Annotated in this window: 17 protein-coding genes; all 17 read left to right on the top strand. The window is 36.8% G+C overall.

Annotated elements, in window-relative coordinates; genetic code table 11:
- Positions 1–451, top strand: a 451-nt coding sequence (locus P9M13_03655; protein MDP8262380.1) for a hypothetical protein, incomplete at its 5' end; no start/stop codon positions are given.
- A 20-nt stretch (positions 452–471) separates the two neighbouring features.
- The gene (locus P9M13_03650; protein ID MDP8262379.1) at positions 472–1,035 is read left to right on the top strand and encodes a metallophosphoesterase; all 564 of its coding nucleotides are present in this window, start codon (positions 472–474) and stop codon (positions 1,033–1,035) included.
- A gap of 17 nt (positions 1,036–1,052) precedes the next feature.
- Positions 1,053–1,802: a hypothetical protein gene (locus P9M13_03645; protein MDP8262378.1), complete on the top strand. Its 750-nt coding sequence runs from the start codon at positions 1,053–1,055 to the stop codon at positions 1,800–1,802.
- Between the two features lie 329 nt (positions 1,803–2,131).
- Positions 2,132–2,314: a MerR family transcriptional regulator gene (locus P9M13_03640; protein ID MDP8262377.1), complete on the top strand. Its 183-nt coding sequence runs from the start codon at positions 2,132–2,134 to the stop codon at positions 2,312–2,314.
- A 2-nt stretch (positions 2,315–2,316) separates the two neighbouring features.
- Positions 2,317–3,429 (top strand): hypothetical protein, encoded by a 1,113-nt coding sequence (locus tag P9M13_03635; GenBank protein ID MDP8262376.1) that lies wholly within the window; start codon positions 2,317–2,319, stop codon positions 3,427–3,429.
- Between the two features lie 84 nt (positions 3,430–3,513).
- The gene (locus P9M13_03630; GenBank protein MDP8262375.1) at positions 3,514–4,455 is read left to right on the top strand and encodes a transposase; all 942 of its coding nucleotides are present in this window, start codon (positions 3,514–3,516) and stop codon (positions 4,453–4,455) included.
- Positions 4,456–4,713: 258 nt separating this feature from the next.
- The gene (gene miaB / locus P9M13_03625) at positions 4,714–6,060 is read left to right on the top strand and encodes a tRNA (N6-isopentenyl adenosine(37)-C2)-methylthiotransferase MiaB (GenBank protein MDP8262374.1); all 1,347 of its coding nucleotides are present in this window, start codon (positions 4,714–4,716) and stop codon (positions 6,058–6,060) included.
- A 19-nt stretch (positions 6,061–6,079) separates the two neighbouring features.
- Complete coding sequence (locus tag P9M13_03620) at positions 6,080–7,744, top strand: hypothetical protein (protein MDP8262373.1); 1,665 nt, start codon at positions 6,080–6,082, stop codon at positions 7,742–7,744.
- Positions 7,745–7,768: 24 nt separating this feature from the next.
- The gene (mutS, locus tag P9M13_03615; GenBank protein ID MDP8262372.1) at positions 7,769–10,402 is read left to right on the top strand and encodes a DNA mismatch repair protein MutS; all 2,634 of its coding nucleotides are present in this window, start codon (positions 7,769–7,771) and stop codon (positions 10,400–10,402) included.
- A 13-nt stretch (positions 10,403–10,415) separates the two neighbouring features.
- On the top strand, positions 10,416–12,209 hold the full coding sequence (mutL, locus tag P9M13_03610; protein ID MDP8262371.1) for a DNA mismatch repair endonuclease MutL: 1,794 nt from the start codon (positions 10,416–10,418) through the stop codon (positions 12,207–12,209).
- Positions 12,210–12,234: 25 nt separating this feature from the next.
- Entirely contained in the window at positions 12,235–13,230 is a 996-nt protein-coding gene (miaA, locus tag P9M13_03605) for a tRNA (adenosine(37)-N6)-dimethylallyltransferase MiaA (GenBank protein ID MDP8262370.1), read from the top strand.
- A 146-nt stretch (positions 13,231–13,376) separates the two neighbouring features.
- Positions 13,377–14,606, top strand: a complete 1,230-nt coding sequence (gene hflX, locus P9M13_03600) for a GTPase HflX (GenBank protein ID MDP8262369.1) — start codon at positions 13,377–13,379, stop codon at positions 14,604–14,606.
- A gap of 101 nt (positions 14,607–14,707) precedes the next feature.
- Positions 14,708–15,757 (top strand): rod shape-determining protein, encoded by a 1,050-nt coding sequence (locus tag P9M13_03595; GenBank protein ID MDP8262368.1) that lies wholly within the window; start codon positions 14,708–14,710, stop codon positions 15,755–15,757.
- 81 nt (positions 15,758–15,838) lie between these two features.
- Complete coding sequence (gene mreC / locus P9M13_03590) at positions 15,839–16,690, top strand: rod shape-determining protein MreC (protein ID MDP8262367.1); 852 nt, start codon at positions 15,839–15,841, stop codon at positions 16,688–16,690.
- Entirely contained in the window at positions 16,687–17,175 is a 489-nt protein-coding gene (gene mreD, locus P9M13_03585) for a rod shape-determining protein MreD (GenBank protein ID MDP8262366.1), read from the top strand. The genes mreC and mreD overlap by 4 nt, the downstream gene beginning before the upstream one ends.
- An 11-nt stretch (positions 17,176–17,186) precedes the next feature.
- Positions 17,187–19,007 carry a penicillin-binding protein 2 gene (mrdA, locus tag P9M13_03580; GenBank protein ID MDP8262365.1) on the top strand — a complete coding sequence of 607 codons (1,821 nt, stop codon included), beginning with the start codon at positions 17,187–17,189 and terminating at the stop codon, positions 19,005–19,007.
- An 18-nt stretch (positions 19,008–19,025) separates the two neighbouring features.
- Positions 19,026–20,114, top strand: coding sequence for a rod shape-determining protein RodA (gene rodA, locus P9M13_03575; protein MDP8262364.1), 1,089 nt, complete (start codon positions 19,026–19,028; stop codon positions 20,112–20,114).
- Positions 20,115–20,298 lie beyond the last annotated feature (184 nt).

Below are 20,298 nucleotides of genomic sequence, written 5' to 3'. Positions count from 1 at the left end.
TCAGGATGGAAATGGGCGTATTTCTCGTGTTCTTACAAATTTGCTTTTATTGCAAGCCGGTTATCAGTACATGCCATATGTTTCTCATGAAAAACTAGTTGAAGATAATAAAGCTGATTACTATATGCCGTTACGAAAAAGCCAGAAAACATTAGATAAGCCGAAACCCAACATTGTTCCATGGCTGGATTTTTTTCTTTCAGTGGTGTATAAACAATCTAAACTGGCTGTTGAACTTTTGTCTAAAGAGAATATCGATAAATTGTTGTCGCCTAAACAAATAGCTGTTTGGGAATATTTGCAAACTGTTGACGAAGCGTCGCCGAAGGATATATCGCAAAACGCCAAAGTAGCGTTACCAACAGTAGCTCAGGTATTGGGCAAATTGATTCGGCTTAAAAAAATTGAGCGCATAGGCCTTGGCAGGAGTACAAGATATAGGAAAATTTAAAATGGGAACAGGATAAAACAATGAACTACTGGTGGACATCGGATTATCACTTTTCGCACGCAAATATCAGCAGGTATTGTGGGCGGCCGTTTAAGACGGTTGAAGAAATGAATGAAGTTATTATCCGTAAACATAACGAGAGAGTGAAGCCGGACGATACGGTATTCTTTCTTGGCGACTTTATCTTTAAGGGAGGGAAAGAGGGCGGAGAAGAACGCTATCGTGAGTTTGAGAGAAAACTTAACGGCAAATTCATTTTTATCAAAGGGAATCACGACCGGAACAACAGCCTTAAGACAATCATCACAAAGATATATATTCATAATGGCTCAAAAGATATATGCATGACGCACCGGCCGGAAAACGCTGATCCTAACGTGCCGCTTAACTTCTGCGGGCATGTGCATCAGCATTACAAAGTCAGGCGTTTAAATGATAAATCTTTGGTTGTGAATCTATCGGTTGAAGTCTGGAACTATTATCCGGTTTCATTTAAAGAAATAACATCCGCTGTTTCAGCGTTTAAGAGGGAAGAGAAAAAAGATCTATCTCAAGGGGACACAAAGGGGACAAACGGGACATAAACAGGACATAGGGAATTATGAAAAAAGAAGCATTGAAATTATGGATGGGTTTGCCATTAGATAAGAGGCAGTTGCTTTTAAGTAATGTCTGGTGTGGGGAGTGTAGGAAGTCCGTCACTATTGTTGATTATCACGCGGAATTACATGGTGTCGTTGTTCTTCAAGGATTTTGTGGCACTTGTGGACATAAGGTAGCTAGTGTAATCGATGATTTGGCTCCCACTCCACAAAAAAAGCCTAAAGTGACAAAGAGAAAGGGCAAAGTGGAGAAGCCATATGTTGAAGGTAAACCGGTACTTTGGTACTACATATTTAACGTATGGCTTTATGGCGATTATCCTCCAACAAAAGAAAATCGAATTATCCGCAAAATTCAAATCGCGAAAACGAAGAGCCTGTATAACTTTGCTAAGGTAATTACTCAAGCCTTTGATTTTTATTTTGACCATTGCTTTGGGTTCTACAGTGACTTTAATCGGCCTCAAAATTCTAAAAAAGCATATGAACTTTTTTATGACCTTGATGATGTCGAGCTACCGGCGCCGCACGTGAAAAGTGTCAAACGTACGAAGATACAACAAGTCTTTAAGCAACCGGGTGACAAAATGCTTTTTCTTTTTGATTATGGTGACGGATGGCAATTTTCTATTGAGCTTAAAGAGATAATGCAGGCAGAGAAATGGGATTTGAAGCCGGTCATATTAGAATCTGTCGGCAAAGCACCATTGCAGTATCCACCTTGCGAAGATGAAGAAATAGCGGATTAGTGATTGTTTTAAATGCGCAACAACTTGTTGCGCAAAGTGAAGAATAGAGAAGATAAGAATGGTAAAAGAGAAAAAATCTACAGGAATCAAAAGTTGGCAGGAGGATGACAGGCCGAGAGAAAAATTAATTCTTTTATGGGGGCGATTTTGATGTTTTTGCGTCTTGTTTGCACGAATGGCTCGTAATCCGTGCATCAGCTCTCTAGCTGCTGCTAAAAAGCAGAAGAAAAAGAAAACCCCCGCCCTCCCGAAATAGATATTTTATATCTATTTCCCCCTATTAAAAATGAGTTAACAAAATATGACAAAAGGTGTAAAGTAGCATCACTATGGAGAAACGATATAATTTAAGTAAAGCGGCAAAAGAATTAGGCATTACTCGCCAAGGGCTTTATTACTGGATAAAGAAAGGGTGGGTTACTCCTAAGCGTGATTTCAAAAATCATCCTGTGTTTACGGATGCTGATTTAAAAAAGATTAAAGAGTGGAAAGATAAAATAGAAGAGGTGTGATTATGAGCGCAAAAACTAAAAATGAAGAATTATTGAAGTTGTCTGAGGAGATTCTTTCTGACTTTGATTGTAATGCACTTTCTTTAGAGCTAATAATTTCAAAGTGCAAAAAACTTGCTAGATTGCGCAATGATTTTGATGTCTTGAATTGGTTAACTCTTGAACTTGTGGGGTATGAGGATAAGTCATTGCCTCATGCCATTAAAAAAGATGATGCTGAGAAATTTGCTCATTGGTCTGGTAGGTATACTGTGAGGAAAGCTTTAGTTCCTTTACCAGGGCTTGATGTTAGCACTTTACCTGAACCCCAAAAGAAATTGTATGAAGATCAACATTGGTATTATCTTCAATCAGTACCTCAATTAGAAGTTCTAATTAGAACATCCGAAGATAATCTTAAGACATTAGTTCCACCTTCTGAATTTACGCCCTCTGTTGACAAGCAGTCTTGGGGGGAAGGATCTATTATGTCTGCTGGTAGTTGGGAAACAGTGAAAGAGACATATGGCGATGCTTTGCAAAAAATACAAAATAAGAAGCTAGAAATACAGGCAGATATAAGTAATAAGAAATCATTATTGGCAAGAATTAGAGATGCAGTTTATACTTATGTGCTTAGGATTAATTATACCTTAAGATTTGGCAATATTACTGAAACAATATTTGAGCAGGCAAGAAATATGGTTAATCAAACATTTATTGAAAAATGCCCTGAAGCAATACAGCAGTTAATTGCTAGTTATGATAGGCTTGCTTCAAATAATCCTGAAGAGTGGGCACAAGCATTGACATCATGTAGACGTATGCTTAAAACATTTGCAGATTCTGTTTTTTCGTCACAAGCAACTCCATATATTTATGGAAAAAATAAAAAGATGGATGTTTCAGAAGAAAAATATATTAATAGAATATGGGCTTTTATTGATAAAGAACTAGATAGTGAGGCGAGAAAGAAATTTTTAAAATCAAAAGTCGAAGACTTGGGCCATCGAGTTGAAGCTATTTATAACATTACAAATAAAGGAATTCATAATGAGATTAATCAGCTAGATGTAAATATGTGTATTATAGACACGTATCTTTTATTGGGCGGATTATTGCAAATGAAGAAATGAGCAAACAATTAAAGGGTCAGGCCTATACATTTGACATTATTAATGTTTGTGATATGATTTACATTATTTAAGAAAGGTATAAAGATGTCAAGACCTCTGCGAATCGAATATCCAGGAGCTCTATATCATGTGACAGCACGAGGCAACGAAAGAAAGAATATATTTGGCTCTGAGCGAGATAATGAAAAGTTTTTGTCATACATAGAAAGCGCACACGATAAATTTGGACTTATAGTTCATGCTTATTGTTTAATGCCAAATCATTATCACCTTCTCATAGAAACTCCCCATTCCAATTTATGCAAATGTATGCACTTCATAAATTCAAGCTATACAAAATATTTTAATATTAAAACAAAAAGAGCAGGACATTTATTTCAAGGAAGATATAAATCGATACTGGTGGATAAGGATAATTATTTAATGGCATTAACTCGTTATTTGCATCTAAATCCCGTAAAAGCTAAAACACACAAAAAGCCTCAGGAATATAAATGGAGCAGTTATAGATATTATGTATTGAATGATCCAGCGCCTCTATATATGCATACAGAATTTACACTAGGGTTTTTTAATAAAAATAAAAACGAATACAGAAAATATGTCGAAGTAGATAGTAATAATATTGTAGACGGTCCTTATAATAAAATAAATGTAGGGTGTATATTGGGCGATGATGACTTTGTTAGGGAAGTAAAAGAAAAGTATATAGCAGTGGATAGAAAAACAAGAGATTTACCGGATCTAAGAAATATTACAAAGAGAAATCTTTCACCTAATACAATTAGGCAAAAGATAAAAAGCCATGGAATCATCAACGAGCAAGAAATAAATAAGATAATGGTTTACTTATTAAGAAAAATGACAGATATGTCTTTAGCAGAAGTCGCAAGATCAGTGTACGATGATAAGATAGGTGTTTCAGGTGTAAGTCAAATAACTAGAAGAATGGAAGCTAGTAGACTGAAGAATCAAAAATTTAATAAAATAATACAAAATTGCAAAACTGAATTGTCAAATGTGTAGGTCTGACCCCGTTCTTTGCGCAGCTTGCATTGCAAGCACTTAGATAGATTGAGCGGGAGCGTTCAGAAGATTATATGCATCGTGTAGAGGACTTCTTAGCAGGGATCAGCCCAATAAGAAAAGCCTCAATTGTTATGAGCAAAAACAGGTACTGGGATTGCTTTTTAAAAACATCAAAATCGCCCGAAAAGAGATTTTTTCTTTTGAATTTTTTGTCCCCTTCAATTCTCTTTTTTTGGAATAGGAGAAAAACGAAAAATGCCTGAAAAATCAAAGACTTATGAAAAATCTGCGCCCAGAAAGGTCTACATCCGTACCTACGGTTGTCAGATGAATGTTAGTGACACTGACGTGATATCGGGACTACTTAGACAAAATGGATATTCTCTTGTTGATGATGATGCTACTGCGGACATAATATTATTTAACACCTGTTCGGTACGCGCATCTGCTGAAAATAAGGCAATTGGCAAGATGCGAGAATATGGAAAGATCAAAGATTCACGGCCAGAATTAATACTTGGTTTCTGTGGGTGCATGGCCCAAAAACACAAAGAAGAGCTTTTTAAAACAATGCCTGCATTAGATTTCGTGTGTGGGACGCATGCCATAAATAAAATACCTGATCTTATCTCTCAAACTTCTGTAAATCGCAAATATTTAATAGATGTTTCACTTACAGATGAATATCCGGTAGAAGAATCTGGAGCACAAAGAACAAATAAAATTAAAGCATTTGTTCCTATTATGCGCGGCTGTGATAATTATTGCTCGTATTGTGTTGTTCCGTACGTTAGAGGAAAAGAAGTCAGTAGGCCTAAAAACGATATCATCAATGATATAAAGCGACTTGCAGTAGAAGGTTATAAAGAAATAACTCTTTTAGGACAGAACGTTAACTCATACGGAATGGCTCTAAAGGGGGAATTAGATAGTAAATTCCCCCAATTACTCGAGAAAATTAATAATATTTCTGGTATTGAAAGGATCCGTTTTGTAACATCACACCCAAAAGATATAACAGATGGCCTCATTGAGCTTTTTGGAACACTTCCAAAATTGTGTGAATATCTCCATTTTCCTATACAATCCGGTTCTGATAGGATTTTAGCATCGATGAACAGAAAATATACTGTACGACATTATATGAGTATTGTAGAGAAACTGAGAAGACAATGTCCCGATATTGCTTTAAGCACTGACATAATTGTAGGATACCCTTCAGAAACAGAAGATGATTTCCAAAAAACTGTTGAGGTAATGAAAGCGATAGAATATGATGGTAGTTTCATTTTTAAATATTCGGTTAGAGAAGGAACAGACGCAGCAAAAAGTACAGATGATGTTCCAAAAGAAGTAAAAGATGAGCGGAATCAGATATTATTAAAGCTGCAAGAAGAAATGAATATAAAAAAGAATGAGATGCTTATTGGTAGTGATGTTGAGATAATGGTTGAAGGAAAAAGTCCTCGCAATCCAAACAGGATGACGGGGCGAACGAGAACAAATAAAATAGCGGTATTTGACGCGATAGATATGTATGCTCCCGGTGAACTTGTGAACAAAAAAGTTAAAAGGGTTACAGCGCTTACATTATACTGCTAACTATTATACCAAGGATGATATGGATTTATTTAAGGTTAACGTAAAGGGTGTTAAGACACTTAAGGTAATGAGAAACCAAACAATTCTTGATATTTTACCTCTTATTCCTACACGTGAAAAACTTCCACCGCTAGCCGCAGTAGTTAATAACCGTCTTGTGGGGCTTGATTATCATATTGGTTCGGATTGCGAAATAGAGATAGTGACGCTGAGCCATCCCGCAGGTAAAGCTGTGTATAGACGTACTGTAATTAATATTCTTATGCAGGCATTAAAAAATGTACTCCCTGAGGCACGCACCACTATTGGTATGTCTATTTCAAATGGATACTATTTTGACTTTAATGGGAAGGAACCATTAACATCAAAATTACTTAAAGAAATACATGAGGCAATGTGCACCATAGTTAAAGATGATATGAGGTATATCAAAAAAACTGTCTCACTTGAAGAAGCTCTAGGTTATTTTAAAAAAGAAAAAATGACAGATAAAGTGAAGTTCTTAAGTCATACCCATGTTACTGAGCTTTCTGTTGTATCTTGCGGTAATTTTATGGATATGTATTTTGGACAAATGGCTTTTTCAACAGGAACCGTGGATGCCTTTAAACTATACTTAAAAAAACCTGGTTTTGTGTTGTCTTTTCCCAGCACTAAATGCCCAAAAAAAGTATCGCGTTTTGTGAATAGACCGAAATTCTTTAATGTCTATCGTGAGACACGGAATTGGTACGAAATCCTTGGAGTTGAAAATGTAGGAGACTTAAATGAATTGAGTATTTCAGGTGGTATCAGTGAAATAGTCAAAATCGCTGAAGGATTACATGAAAAGAAAATAGCACAAATTGCTGACGCAATAACAAAGAAACAGAAAACGGTAAAGATCATACTCATATCGGGGCCTACAGCTTCCGGAAAGACTACGTTTGCAAAAAAACTCGCGATACAGTTACGCGTAAATGGACTCAAGCCAAAATCAATTAATTTGGACAATTACTTTATTGATCGCTGCAAGATAAAAAAAGAAAAAAACGGTATTGCAAACTACGAGTCTATTGATACTATTGATGTGCCCCTATTAAATAAACATCTCAAATTGCTTTTGAGTGGCAAAAAAGCTGATACACCAACCTTTAGTTTTCATACTGGTAAACGATTAATCGATAAGTATAATACATTCTCACTGCAACCATACGGTGTGCTTATTGTTGAGGGAATACATGGTCTAAACAATAAATTGACTCACCTTATTCCTGCAAAAAGTAAATATAAAATATTTGTGAGTGCGCTCACACAGCTTTGTATCGATAATAACAATCGCATACTCACATCAGATAGCAGATTACTCAGACGTATTGTGCGAGACAAGCTTTTCCGTTCGTATAGCGCTGCAAACACATTAGAAAGATGGCCATCAGTACGGGAAAGTGAAGAACGCAATATATTCAGGTTTCAGGAAGGTGTGGATATATGCTTTAACTCGGTTCTTATTTACGAGCACGCAGTTTTAAAAGATTATGCTGCACGGTATCTTCTCGAGGTTACTCCTGATCAAAAAGAGTATGTTGAAGCAAGCAGATTACTGGAGTTTTTAGATATCTTTGTACCTATTTCAACAAGAGAAGTCCCTAACACATCTATATTAAGAGAGTTTATCGGCGGAAGTACATTTAATTACCGATAAACAATATAAAGTAGTCGATACTGAATGAATATTGAAACTAAACATTCCGAAGCAACTCTTACGCCAATGATGAGGCAGTATTTAACCATCAAAGAAGGCGTCCCTGATTCCATTCTTATGTTTCGCTTAGGTGATTTTTATGAAATGTTTTTTGATGATGCAAAAAAAGCCTCGTCCATATTGAATATCGCTTTGACTGCACGTGGCAATAAGGTGCCTATGTGTGGGGTTCCTCATCATGCGGCTGAAGCCTATATCGCAAAACTCATTAAAGAAGGTATAAAAGTCGCAGTCTGCGATCAGATAGAAGATGCTGCTCACGCAAAAGGTATTGTAAAAAGAGGTGTTACAAGGATTGTTTCTCCCGGTACTGTTTTAGACGACACGCTTCTTAATGATAAATCAAACAATTATCTTTCATCAATATATAAAAAAGGTGATACCTACGGGCTGTCGTACGTAGATCTTTCAACCGGAGAATTTAAGGCGACACATGTGTCCGATGAGAGAGATCTTCTAAGTGAACTTGTAAGAATCCGTTCATCTGAGATAATTTTACCGCAAACACTGTCACAGGATAAAGAACTACTGAAAATACTTCAGAACACAACTGATCCCTACATTAATTATCTTGAAGACTGGGTCTATGATTATGAGACCTCCGTAGAACAACTCAAAAACCAGTTTAAAGTCGTATCATTAGATGGGTACGGTTTGAAAGATCGTCATCTTGAAACAATGGCCGCGGCAGCAATTATCCGATATCTAAAAGATAATCTGTATAATTCGTTAGCGCATCTTAAAAATATCTCTTTATATGAAAAACACCACTACATGATACTTGATTCTATCAGTCAAAAGAATTTAGAACTTATTAATACCCTTCGGGATGGAAAAAAAGAAGGAACGCTTTTAGGAATACTTGATAAAACCGTTACGCCCATGGCTGGAAGAATGCTCAAACAGTGGATAGTGAGCCCACTCATTGTAAAAAAAGATATAGATAGCAGGCACAATGCGATAGAAGCTTTTATTGAAAATAAAACAACTTTATATAGCTTGCGTGAGATTCTGCACGAGATAAAAGATCTTGAACGTATTATCGCTCGTTTGAATTGCGGATCAGGGAATCCCCGTGATATGCTTTCCTTAAAGGCGTCTTGTTATGCTTTTCCTCGTATCAAACAAACAATAAGTGCTATGAGTGATCCACTTATTGTTTTACTTGCCAAAAGTATTGATGAAATGGAAGAACTCGCAACTTTACTGGAATCTGCTATACGAGAAGACGCCCCCATAATGATTCGCGAAGGAAATATAATTAAAGAGGGATACAGCGAAGAACTCGATCAAATTAGGTCCATTTATACAACCGGACGCGGATGGATTGCAGAACTACAGAAGCAGGAAATAGAACGTACGGGAATTAAATCTCTAAAAGTGAGATATAATAAGGTCTTTGGATATTATATTGAAATATCAAATATAAATTTGAGTTCTGTTCCTGATAATTATGTAAGAAAACAAACACTGGTAAACGGTGAACGTTTTATTACTGACGAATTAAAAGAATATGAATCAAAGGTGCTTGGTGCGCAGGAAAAAGCTTATGCTATGGAGATAACGATATTTAATGAAATAAAAAACAGTATTGTCTGTGAAACAAAGCGTATACAAGAAATATCTCAAGCGATAGCAACGCTTGATACATTAGCTTCTTTTTCTCTTATCAGCATATCAAACGATTATGTTAAGCCAACCATTAATAATTCAGATGAAATATCGGTGCAAGGAGGAAGACATCCGGTTATTGAACATTTAGTTGGTAAAAATCAGTACGTGCCAAATGATGTGGAGCTTAATACTTCAGATAACCAGTTGTTGATCATTACCGGTCCGAATATGGCAGGCAAATCAACCTATATCAGACAGGTTGCACTTATTGTACTTATGGCGCAAATAGGCTGTTATGTACCAGCCGAAAGCGCAAAGATCGGTATTGTCGATAGAATTTTTACCCGTGTTGGCGCTTCTGACGATATTGCAAGCGGGCAAAGCACATTTATGGTAGAAATGACTGAAACGGCAAATATTATTAATAATACTACGCAAAAAAGTCTTATAATTTTAGATGAAATCGGCAGGGGGACAAGTACGTTTGATGGATTGGCTATTGCATGGTCTGTATGCGAATATTTACACAATAATAAAGAAAAGAGAGCGCGTACGTTGTTTGCGACTCATTACCATGAATTAACGGAGCTTGAGCTTAGCATGAGCGGAGTTAAGAATTATAATGTTGCTGTGCGTGAATGGGAAGAAGATGTCATATTCTTGAGAAAGATCATTCGAGGAGGCACAGATAAGAGTTATGGGATACATGTAGCAAAGCTGGCTGGACTGCCTAAAGAAATTATCTCAAGAGCCTTTGAGATTTTAAGTAACTTGGAGGATGAAAGTATTTCAGATAGCGGGAAACCTGCCCTTGCGCGAAAACGATCTGACAGAGATATCCATGAAGAAGAGCAGTTGCAATTGTTTCCATCTAAACAAAGTGAATATCTTGAATATTTGAGCGGTATTGATACAAATGCAATAACGCCCCTTGAAGCGCTGCAGATTCTCGTTGAAATGAAAAAGAAATATAAAAATCAATAAACGGTGAGGATTCATGAAAAAAATCAAGATATTGCCTGAAAATATATCCAACAAAATTGCTGCTGGAGAAGTAGTTGAGCGCCCGGCATCAATAGTAAAAGAATTAGTTGAGAATTCCATAGATGCAGGAGCAACAAGAATAGATGTTGAAATTAAAAATGCTGGTACGGGACTTATAAAAGTGACCGATGATGGATGTGGGATGTCAAAAGATGACGCACTTTTATCTCTTGAAAAGCACGCGACAAGCAAAATAGCATCAATCGACGATGTCTACAAGATCGAATCGCTTGGTTTTAGAGGTGAAGCATTACCGAGTATCGCAAGTGTTTCACGTTTTAGTATGTCTACGAATGAAGACAAAGATCTTGAAGGCACTACTCTTGCTATTGAGGGCGGAAAAATAGTGTCGGTAAAAGATATTGGCATAAATCGTGGAACCATTATTTCTGTTCAGGATTTATTTTTTAATGTTCCCGCGAGAAAGAAATTTTTAAAAACTCCTCATACTGAAATGAGCCATATCGTAAATATGGTGACTCTTAACGCATTGCCCTATGATGAGATAGCTTTTTCCCTTACGGATAATAATAAAAAGGTATTTGATATAGAAAAGGGGATGGACCTAAAAACAAGGATAACGCAGTTATATGGTAGTGACTGTGTCGATCAACTTATTGCCGTTGATTGGAAAAGTCTGGATGTAAAGATACGTGGATTTATCTCAAAACCAGAACATACATTTTTAAATAGATCAAAACAGTATTATTTTGTTAACAACAGGGCATGCAATAATAGAACGATGTTGTATGCTTTGAGTCAAGGGTACAGGACGCTTATACCAGATAATCGGCACCCTATGTGCTTTCTTTTTATCTCAATTAACCCAAAGAAAGTTGATGTAAATATTCATCCGACAAAGCGTGATGTCCGTTTTACCGATGAGTATATCGTTAAAAACGCGATCATTGAGTGTGTAAGAGATGCTTTCCAAAAGTCCTATGATATGCCTTCTTTCGAGATTGCACAGGGATCACAACATGAAGCACGTCCTGAAAACGAACACCATGAAAAAGTCCAGACAGCAATAAAACGGTTTTTTGGTTCTCAGGATAATGCAGGTGCATTTCAAAAAACACAGAGGACTTATAATAACGCTTTTCATAATAAATCAGGTATCCATGATAATAAGGATTATTCGCAGGAAACAATGGATGTTGCGAGTAATGCCGAGATGCCGAGACTTCTCGGACAAGCGCATTCGTTGTATATAGTTTGTGAAGATACTGATGGCATCATTATTTTAGACCAACATGCAGCACATGAGAGGGTTTTGTATGAAAAAACAATGTATGCTATGAAAAATTGCTCTATCGATTCCCAGAAGCTTTTACTTCCTGTAACAATTGAAGTCTCAAAATCACAGCATATATTCCTTTCTCAACACGAAGAACTTTTTAAGAAAGCAGGGATAGAAATTAACAATTTTGGGGATAATACCATTATTATCGATTCAGTCCCTCCATTTGTAAGAACACACGCAATAAAAGAACTGATGATCGATATAATATCTCAAATTGAAGAAGAGAGCCGCATTACAAAAACTAATGATATTCTTGAAGAAAAATTAATAAAAACTCTTTGTCGAAAAGCGGTAAAAGCTAATGATCTCCTTTCGGGAAAAGAGCAGCACGTGCTTCTGAAAGATCTTTTTAAGTGCACTGTGCCGCATACTTGTCCACATGGCAGGCCGACAATGATAAAAATCTCATATTCTTATTTGGATAAAGAATTTAAGCGGAGATAAGCGTATTGATTACGCGTTTTATTCTATGAGTAAGCTAAAAGAAAAACTAACAGGTATCAGCCCGCCTGCAGTGCTTTTTATTGTCGGAGCTACTGCTACAGGAAAGTCAGATATTGCATGTTATCTTGCTCCAAATATTGATGGTGAAATAGTTTCTGCTGATTCAATGCAAATATATAAATATATGGATATTGCTACAGCAAAGCCGTCACAATCAATACAAAAGGAAATCCGGCATCATTTAATTGATATTGTAGATCCAGGCCAAGAATATAATACGGCATTATATGTAGCTCACGCACGGAAGGCGATAAAAGATATTATCAGCAGAGGGAAGATACCCATAATAACCGGCGGAACTGGTTTGTATGTGCGTGCGCTCTTAAAAGGTGTTTTTGAAGGTGCCCAAACAAATATTAATCTAAGAAAAAAACTAAATGAAGATCTTGAAAAATATGGTGTCTCACACATGTTTAAAGTCCTAGAAGATATTGATCCTAGTACTGCTTCTAAAATTGATTGTCATAATCCACGAAGGATTTTACGGGCACTCGAAGTGTTTCATACTGAAAAAAAAGCGCTGATAGATCTCCAAACTCAGTGGAAAACAAAATCCATTGGTATCGACTCAATTTACAGCTGTTTAGTATACGGGGTTAAACGAGAAAGAAACGACTTATACAAAAGAATAAACGCACGTGTAGAGAAAATGTTTACAGAAGGTGTTGTTGATGAATGTCGTTTGCTTATTGAAAAAGATATAGAAAAAAACAATGTAGCCTTACAAGCACTCGGATATAAAGATATTATCAGCTATTTACGTGGAGAGATATCACTTGAGGATGTTAAGGAATCAATAAAGACACAAACGCGGAATTATGCAAAACGTCAAGGCACATGGTTTAGAAAAGAAGAAAACATAATGTGGATAGATATGCCAAAAGAAGAATCTGCGTCTGTTACAGCTAGTAGAATAATAAAACTTTTAGAAACAGATCAAAGACTAAATACAAGCAACTAAAATTTCAAATGGAAGCATGTTAAAATTTTTACGCTTTTAACTTAAAACTTACAGCTTATAGCATATAGCTTTTAGGGGAGGTTAGTATCGTCAGAAAATTTCAATTTGAAAAGAAACGATATAAAGAAAAGGCATACTTAATAGGTATGCATGTCGGAAGGATTGACCGGTATATTTCTGAAGACTCACTTGAGGAGCTCTACAGGCTCACTGAAAGTGCCGGAGCCCATATTAATGGCTCAACAATCGTAAAACTGCAGAAACCTGTTGCAGCAACTTATATTGGTTCGGGAAAAGCTAAGGAAATAGCATTATTATGTCGTGAACAAAATATTAACGTCGTTATATTTGATGCTAACTTAACACCCGTGCAGGTCAAAAATCTTGAACTTTGTTTTGGGATAAAAGTTATTGATCGGACAGAACTCATCCTTGATATTTTCGCCCAACACGCGCAAACGCGTGAAGGAAAACTTCAAATTGAAATGGCGCAGTTGATGTATTTGTATCCGCGACTGACTGGGCAGTGGACACATTTATCCAGACAAGAAGGTGGTAGTATCGGTACAAGGGGCCCAGGCGAAACGCAATTAGAAGTTGATAGGCGGAGAGTAAGAGAAAAAATTGGCCGTTTAAAAAAAGAATTAAAAAATGTTTCCCGCCAGCGTGCGGATCAAAGAAAAAAGAGAAAACGTTCGCAGATTCCTATCGTTGCAATCATCGGCTATACCAATTCTGGCAAGTCAACACTTATGAATACATTAACCGGTTCAGATATTTATATAGCAGATGAACTTTTTGCAACGCTTGACCCCACAACGCGAAAAGTTACCTTGCCTTCAAAAAAAGAATTTTTTATTACCGACACTGTTGGTTTTATCAACAAACTACCTCATCAACTTGTTGATTCTTTCAAAGCAACACTTGAGGAGGTAAGAGAAGCTGATATATTACTCATGGTTGTAGATATTGCTCAGGAAAAAGTACATGAACAAAAAAAAGCTGTTGAAGTTGTGCTTGAAGAACTGGATATTCACGACAAGCCTGTGATACTCGTATTAAATAAAATTGATCTTTTGGGGAGCACTCACCTTATTGAAAAAATTAAAAAAGAATATCCTGATTGTGTTTCAATCTCTGCTAGGCATGGTGATGGAATAGTAGAAATGTTAAAGCTTATAGAAAGTAATATTATTTATTATGAAGGTATTACTGAATTATTAATTCCAAACAAAGACTCAGAGCTCATCTCATCCGTATATAAGAATTCAAAGGTTATGCATATGCGTAATGATGGGGCTAAAACACGCATAAAAGTTAAATTCACAGCGGCAGTGCCAGATGTACTAAAAAAATACATAATGCACGGCAGATAAGGTGTTTGCATTTATTTTCCGAATGATAAAGATAAATCATCGAGAGAATACTATTTAAAAGCTTTTTTTATTGCTTATAAAATTTATTTTGTGTATGATTCATGTTACTGAAAAGAGAGGAATTTATGGTTTTTAGCGCAATATTTAGTATGTTTTCTAACGACATGGGTATTGATCTCGGTACTGCCAATACACTTGTTTTCGTTAAGGGTAAAGGAATAGTTTTATGTGAACCGTCAGTCGTTGCGGTTCAAACAGGCACAAACAATGTTCTTGCTGTTGGTGAAGAAGCTAAAAACATGCTTGGAAAAACGCCGGGAAATATCGTTGCGATTAGGCCAATGAAAGATGGTGTTATTGCTGATTTTGAAGTTACTGAAAGCATGCTTCGATACTTTATACATAAAGTGCAGGATAGAAAGGCGTTAATTAGTCCGCGTCCCCGAATTGTTATTGGTGTGCCATCGGGTATTACCGAAGTTGAAAAACGTGCAGTAAGAGATTCAGCAGAACACGCTGGTGCTCGAACTCCTGTTCACCTCATTGAAGAACCAATGGCTGCAGCTATTGGCGTCGGTTTGCCTGTCCATGAACCGGCAGGTAATATGATAGTTGATATTGGTGGAGGTACCACTGAAGTCGCAATAATTTCTTTAGCAGGTATTGTTGTCGCACGAAGTGTAAAGGTAGGTGGTGACGAGTTTGACGAAGCTATTGCGCAATATATGAAGAGAACTCACAACCTATCAATAGGTGAAAGAACAGCCGAAGATATTAAATTGCGTATTGGCTCTGCTTATCCACTAGACGATGAGGTGGAAATAGAAGTTAAAGGACGTGATCAGCTTGCGGGATTACCAAAAACTGTTATGGTAAATTCTGCTGATATTCGTGAAGCAATATCAGAACCACTATCAACAATAGTTGAAGCGGTAAGAATATCACTAGAAAAAGCGCCTCCAGAATTATCCGCTGATCTTGTAGATCGGGGAATGATGCTGGCTGGTGGTGGAGCTCTATTAAGAGGCGTTGATAAATTGCTTGCAGAAGAAACAGGGCTTCCGGTAACTATAGCTGATGATCCATTAAGCGCTGTTGCGCGCGGCACAGGAAAATACCTTGAGATGCTTGATTCTTTACCAAAGCGTTAAGGTGAATCGAAATCAATAATTTATGCGGGGGGATGAATTGTATATGTTCGTCCCCCTATTTTTTTATAAAAAGGACTGGCTGTGGGGTATTACTATAAGAGAAGAAAAAAAATAAAACTGTGGGTGCTACTGGTCATACTTGCGGTTGTTCTTTTAAGTATTCCATTACATGTAGCAGGCTATATAAAATATTCACTCCATTTTGTGATATCTCCATTTGTACGTATTGGTAGTATTGTTTCTTCACAGACAAATGCTTTTAAAGAAAATATGAGTAGCAAAAACTCCCTTTTAGAAGAGAACAAAGCCCTTAAAGAAAACCTTACTGAATTTACCATGCTTGCCAGTAAAGTAAGAGAAGTAGATATTGAAAATAAGAGACTCTTGAAACTGGTGTCTTTTATGCAAGAAAAACCGTTTTCATTTATTCCTGCTCGTGTGATTGGAAGAGATCCGTCATATTGGTTTGAAAGTGTCTTGATAGACAGAGGGAAATCACACGGGATAAAAATAGATATGCCTGTTGTAACGTCTGTAGGTGTTGTAGGAAAAATTACTGAAGTTGGACCATATAGCAGTAAAGTATTGCTTATTATTGATAAAAACAGCAGGGCAGGAGGTATGTTGCAGGATACTCGAGATTATGGGATTATTGAGGGCGAATCAACATCATTGTGTCTGTATAAGTATATTTCAAGGAATGCAAGAGCTCAGCTTGGTAATATCATTGTTACTTCAGGGTTAGGGACAGTATATCCAAAAGGACTGGTCATTGGCGAAGTCACTGAAATAGGGACCGATACGTTTGGTCTATATAAATATGCAAAAATAAAACCTGCGTGTAATTTCGCCCAAATGGAAGAAGTTCTGGTTATCACAAACAAAAAATCAAAACGAATTGAGGACAATACAGAAAAACAAAATACACCATGAGAACATTTTTTGCCGTATGTATATTATTTATTATTGCACTTATCCAATCGTTGCTTTTATTTAAAATCACATCTTGGCCATGGACTCCGGATTTGCTTCTTATTGCAATAGTGTTTTTTTGTCTTCGGGCTGGTTGGAGAAAAGGGCTTGTTATTGGTGTTTGTGCGGGAATATTCATTGATACCTTTACTGTAGGCCGTTTTGGTGCATATATATTAACCTATGGCCTTACCGGAATATGTCTGGGCTTAGTTACATACAAGCTTTACTTTGAAAATCCTGTCACACAATCATTGATTGTCTTTATAGCAACAATAGGCACGGCGGTTACCTATTTTAGCCTCTACAGTATTTTTTTTGGTATATCCCTGTGGCCGCTACTATTTACCAGAGTAATTGCACAATCTTTTAGTAATGGTATATGGGCAATAATAATATTTTTTATTCTCTGGAGATTTGAACAAAAAAGGCTTTTTAATATATAAAGAAGACAAATATGATTATAGAACTATTATATTACCAAAATGAAAGAAGACTCCGCAATCTCAATATTATTGTTATTGTTTTGCTGGGATTGATTATTGCGTCTTTATGGTACATACAGATTATAAGTGGCTCTAAATATGCAGACCTATCAAAGAATAACCGCATAAGAAGAGTTGTTTTAGACTCGCCACGCGGTGTTATGTATGACGCTACTGGAGTTCTCTTAGTTGATAATAGGCCGTCATACGATGTTGAATTATACCCAAATGAGATAAGTGATTACGAATCTGTTGTAACAACACTCAGTTCTATTTTAGAAATACCTAAGAAAAAAATCTTAAGAAAAACGAAGAGAGGAAGCTATATCCCATATTTACCCGTTACCATAGCTCAAGATGTCGGCATTGATAAAGTTACCGTTATAGAAGAGCAAAAACCACATTTAACCGGAGTGAATGTGCACGTAAGAGCTTTACGTAATTATGTCTATAATGACTACGCTGCACACATGTTAGGTTATGTTGGGCGGATTACAGCCAAAGAATACGACACTCTTAAAGATCAAGGATATTTACCAAATGATGTCATTGGTAAAACGGGTATCGAAAAAACATATGACGGGCAATTAGGTGGTAAATCTGGGGCGATGCAGATACAGGTGAATAACAGGGGCCTCAAGGACAAAATTCTCAGTGCACGAAAACCTATTATTGGAAACGATTTGTATCTTACAATCGACAGTAGGCTGCAGGATGTTGTTGAGACTGAACTTGCCGAAAAAACAGGCGCAATAGTCGTTATGAATCCAAAAAACGGAAATATTCTTGCCTATGCGAGCAAACCAAGTTTTGATCCAAATGTTTTTCTCAGAAGCAACAATAGAAAAGATATAGGAAAACTTCTCACCGATAAGAGAAGGCCCCTGATTGATAGAGTAATTAGCGGGCTCTATTCACCTGGGTCAGTATTTAAAATAATTGTTGCTCTTACGGCAATCGAGACAAAGACAATTAATGCCGGATCGCGGTTTTATTGTCCGGGATATTTTATGTTGGGTAAAGCTCGATTTAATTGTTGGCGTAAATACGGACACGGCACATTAACACTTATAAATGCTTTAAAATATTCTTGTAATGTATTTTTTTATAAAGTGGGTATGCAACTTGGGTCTACTGCTATTTCGGAAGGAGCAAAAAAATTTCTCTTGGGGCAGAAAACGGGAATTGCATTGCCTTATGAAAAAAAAGGTATGGTTCCGAGCCCTGCTTGGAAAAAACGAGTTAAAAAGAGATCTTGGATGGGGGGCGACACGGCAAACTTTTCTATAGGGCAAGGATTTCTTTTAGTGACACCTATTCAGGTCGCTTCTTTTGTTTCAGCAATTGCAAACGGTGGAATTGTCTATAAACCCCAGATAATACACAAAATTGTCCGCCCAAAAGGAAAAGAAATAACAATCACCCCGCAGGTAAGAACCGACATACATGCTGATGCTAAGAACCTGGCAATTATAAAAAAAGGGATGTATCAAGTCGTGAATGAACGTGATGGATCCGGCCATAAAGCATATGTAAAAGATTTGGCTGTTTGCGGGAAAACGGGGACTGTAGAATATGGCTCACGAGACAATGAAAAAAATCATGCCTGGTTTGCAGGATATGCACCTGAAAAACAACCTGAAATATGTGTTGTTGTACTCGTAGAAGCCGCAAAATCCGGTGGGGTTGATGCCGCACCTATAGCACAAAAGATATTTAAACGTTACTATGACATATCTCACACAGATAAAGACCATAGCAACATTATTCCAAAAGAAGATCCTAACATATAACACACGTGAAAAAACATCATGAAGCGACAAAGATTATTTAAGCATTTTGATTATCAACTTCTTATAAGCGCACTTGTTCTTATCGCTATAGGAGTATGCTCAATTTATAGTGCGGCACAAAGTACATGTGGAAATATTTTTGTTATAAAACAATTATCGTGGGCTGTTCTAGGTATTGCGCTTTTTTTTGCAATATTTCTTATTGATTATAAGCTTCTTTTTTCATTTTCTACGATTTTATATGTTTTAATCATCATATGTCTCATTGCTCTTTTTGTTATTGGTAAACAAAGGGCTGGTGCATACAGCTGGATATCAATAGGCGGTTTTTCTGTGCAGCCATCTGAATTTGCTAAAGTGGTTCTTATATTAGCTATTGCTCGGTATCTTGTTTGGGATAATGAAAAAAGAAATTCATTTAGATATGTTTTTAACACATTATGTATTGCGGCTGTACCGCTGATGCTTATTTTGAAGCAGCCTGATCTTGGGACAGCTCTTGTCTTGATACCTATTGTATTTGCGATGTTATATATTGCAGGTGCACGACCGTCATATTTGATTGTTCTTATAATCATAGGGCTTATTGCATTACCTGTAATGTTTACCTTTCTCAAGGATTATCAAAAGGCACGGTTATTGGTTTTTATCAATCCGAATATTGATCCTTTGGGTGCCGGATATAATATTATCCAATCAAAAATTGCAATTGGTTCAGGAGGTCTCTTTGGAAAAGGATGGCTTCAGGGCACACAAAATCAATTAAATTTTTTACCTGAACGGCACACTGATTTTATATTTTCTGTTATTGGGGAAGAGTTTGGACTCTTGGGTGGAACAATTGTCATAATACTTTTTATCGTTATTATAATGCGATGTTTTAATGCCGCCAAACATGCACGAGATCTTAGTGGACGGTTACTTGTTGTTGGGGTTATTATGTATTTATCAACACATGTCATTGTAAATATTGGTATGACAATCGGGATGATGCCGATTACCGGTTTACCGTTACCCCTTCTAAGTTACGGAGGCTCATCCATGATTGTAACCATGCTAGCACTCGGCATTGTTGAAGCAGTACACGTGAGGAGATATATGTTTTAGTGAGACTGGGAAAGTCGCAAGTGAAACTATGCGAATTTCCCATAGTCGAACTATCCCCCCTGCTTTACGATTTTGGAGGCGAAGCCCGAGAAAATCTAGGGGGGATGAGCACAATTAATGCGAACAAAGAAATCTAGTAGAGATTTCTAGATTGAAAACAAGTAGCACGAATCCCTGCTTTACG

The sequence above is a fragment of the Candidatus Ancaeobacter aquaticus genome (genome assembly GCA_030765405.1).
Taxonomy (GTDB): domain Bacteria; phylum Auribacterota; class Ancaeobacteria; order Ancaeobacterales; family Ancaeobacteraceae; genus Ancaeobacter; species Ancaeobacter aquaticus.
The sequence above is the reverse complement of the archived record's forward strand: the minus strand, read 5'-3'. Positions and strand labels throughout refer to the sequence as shown.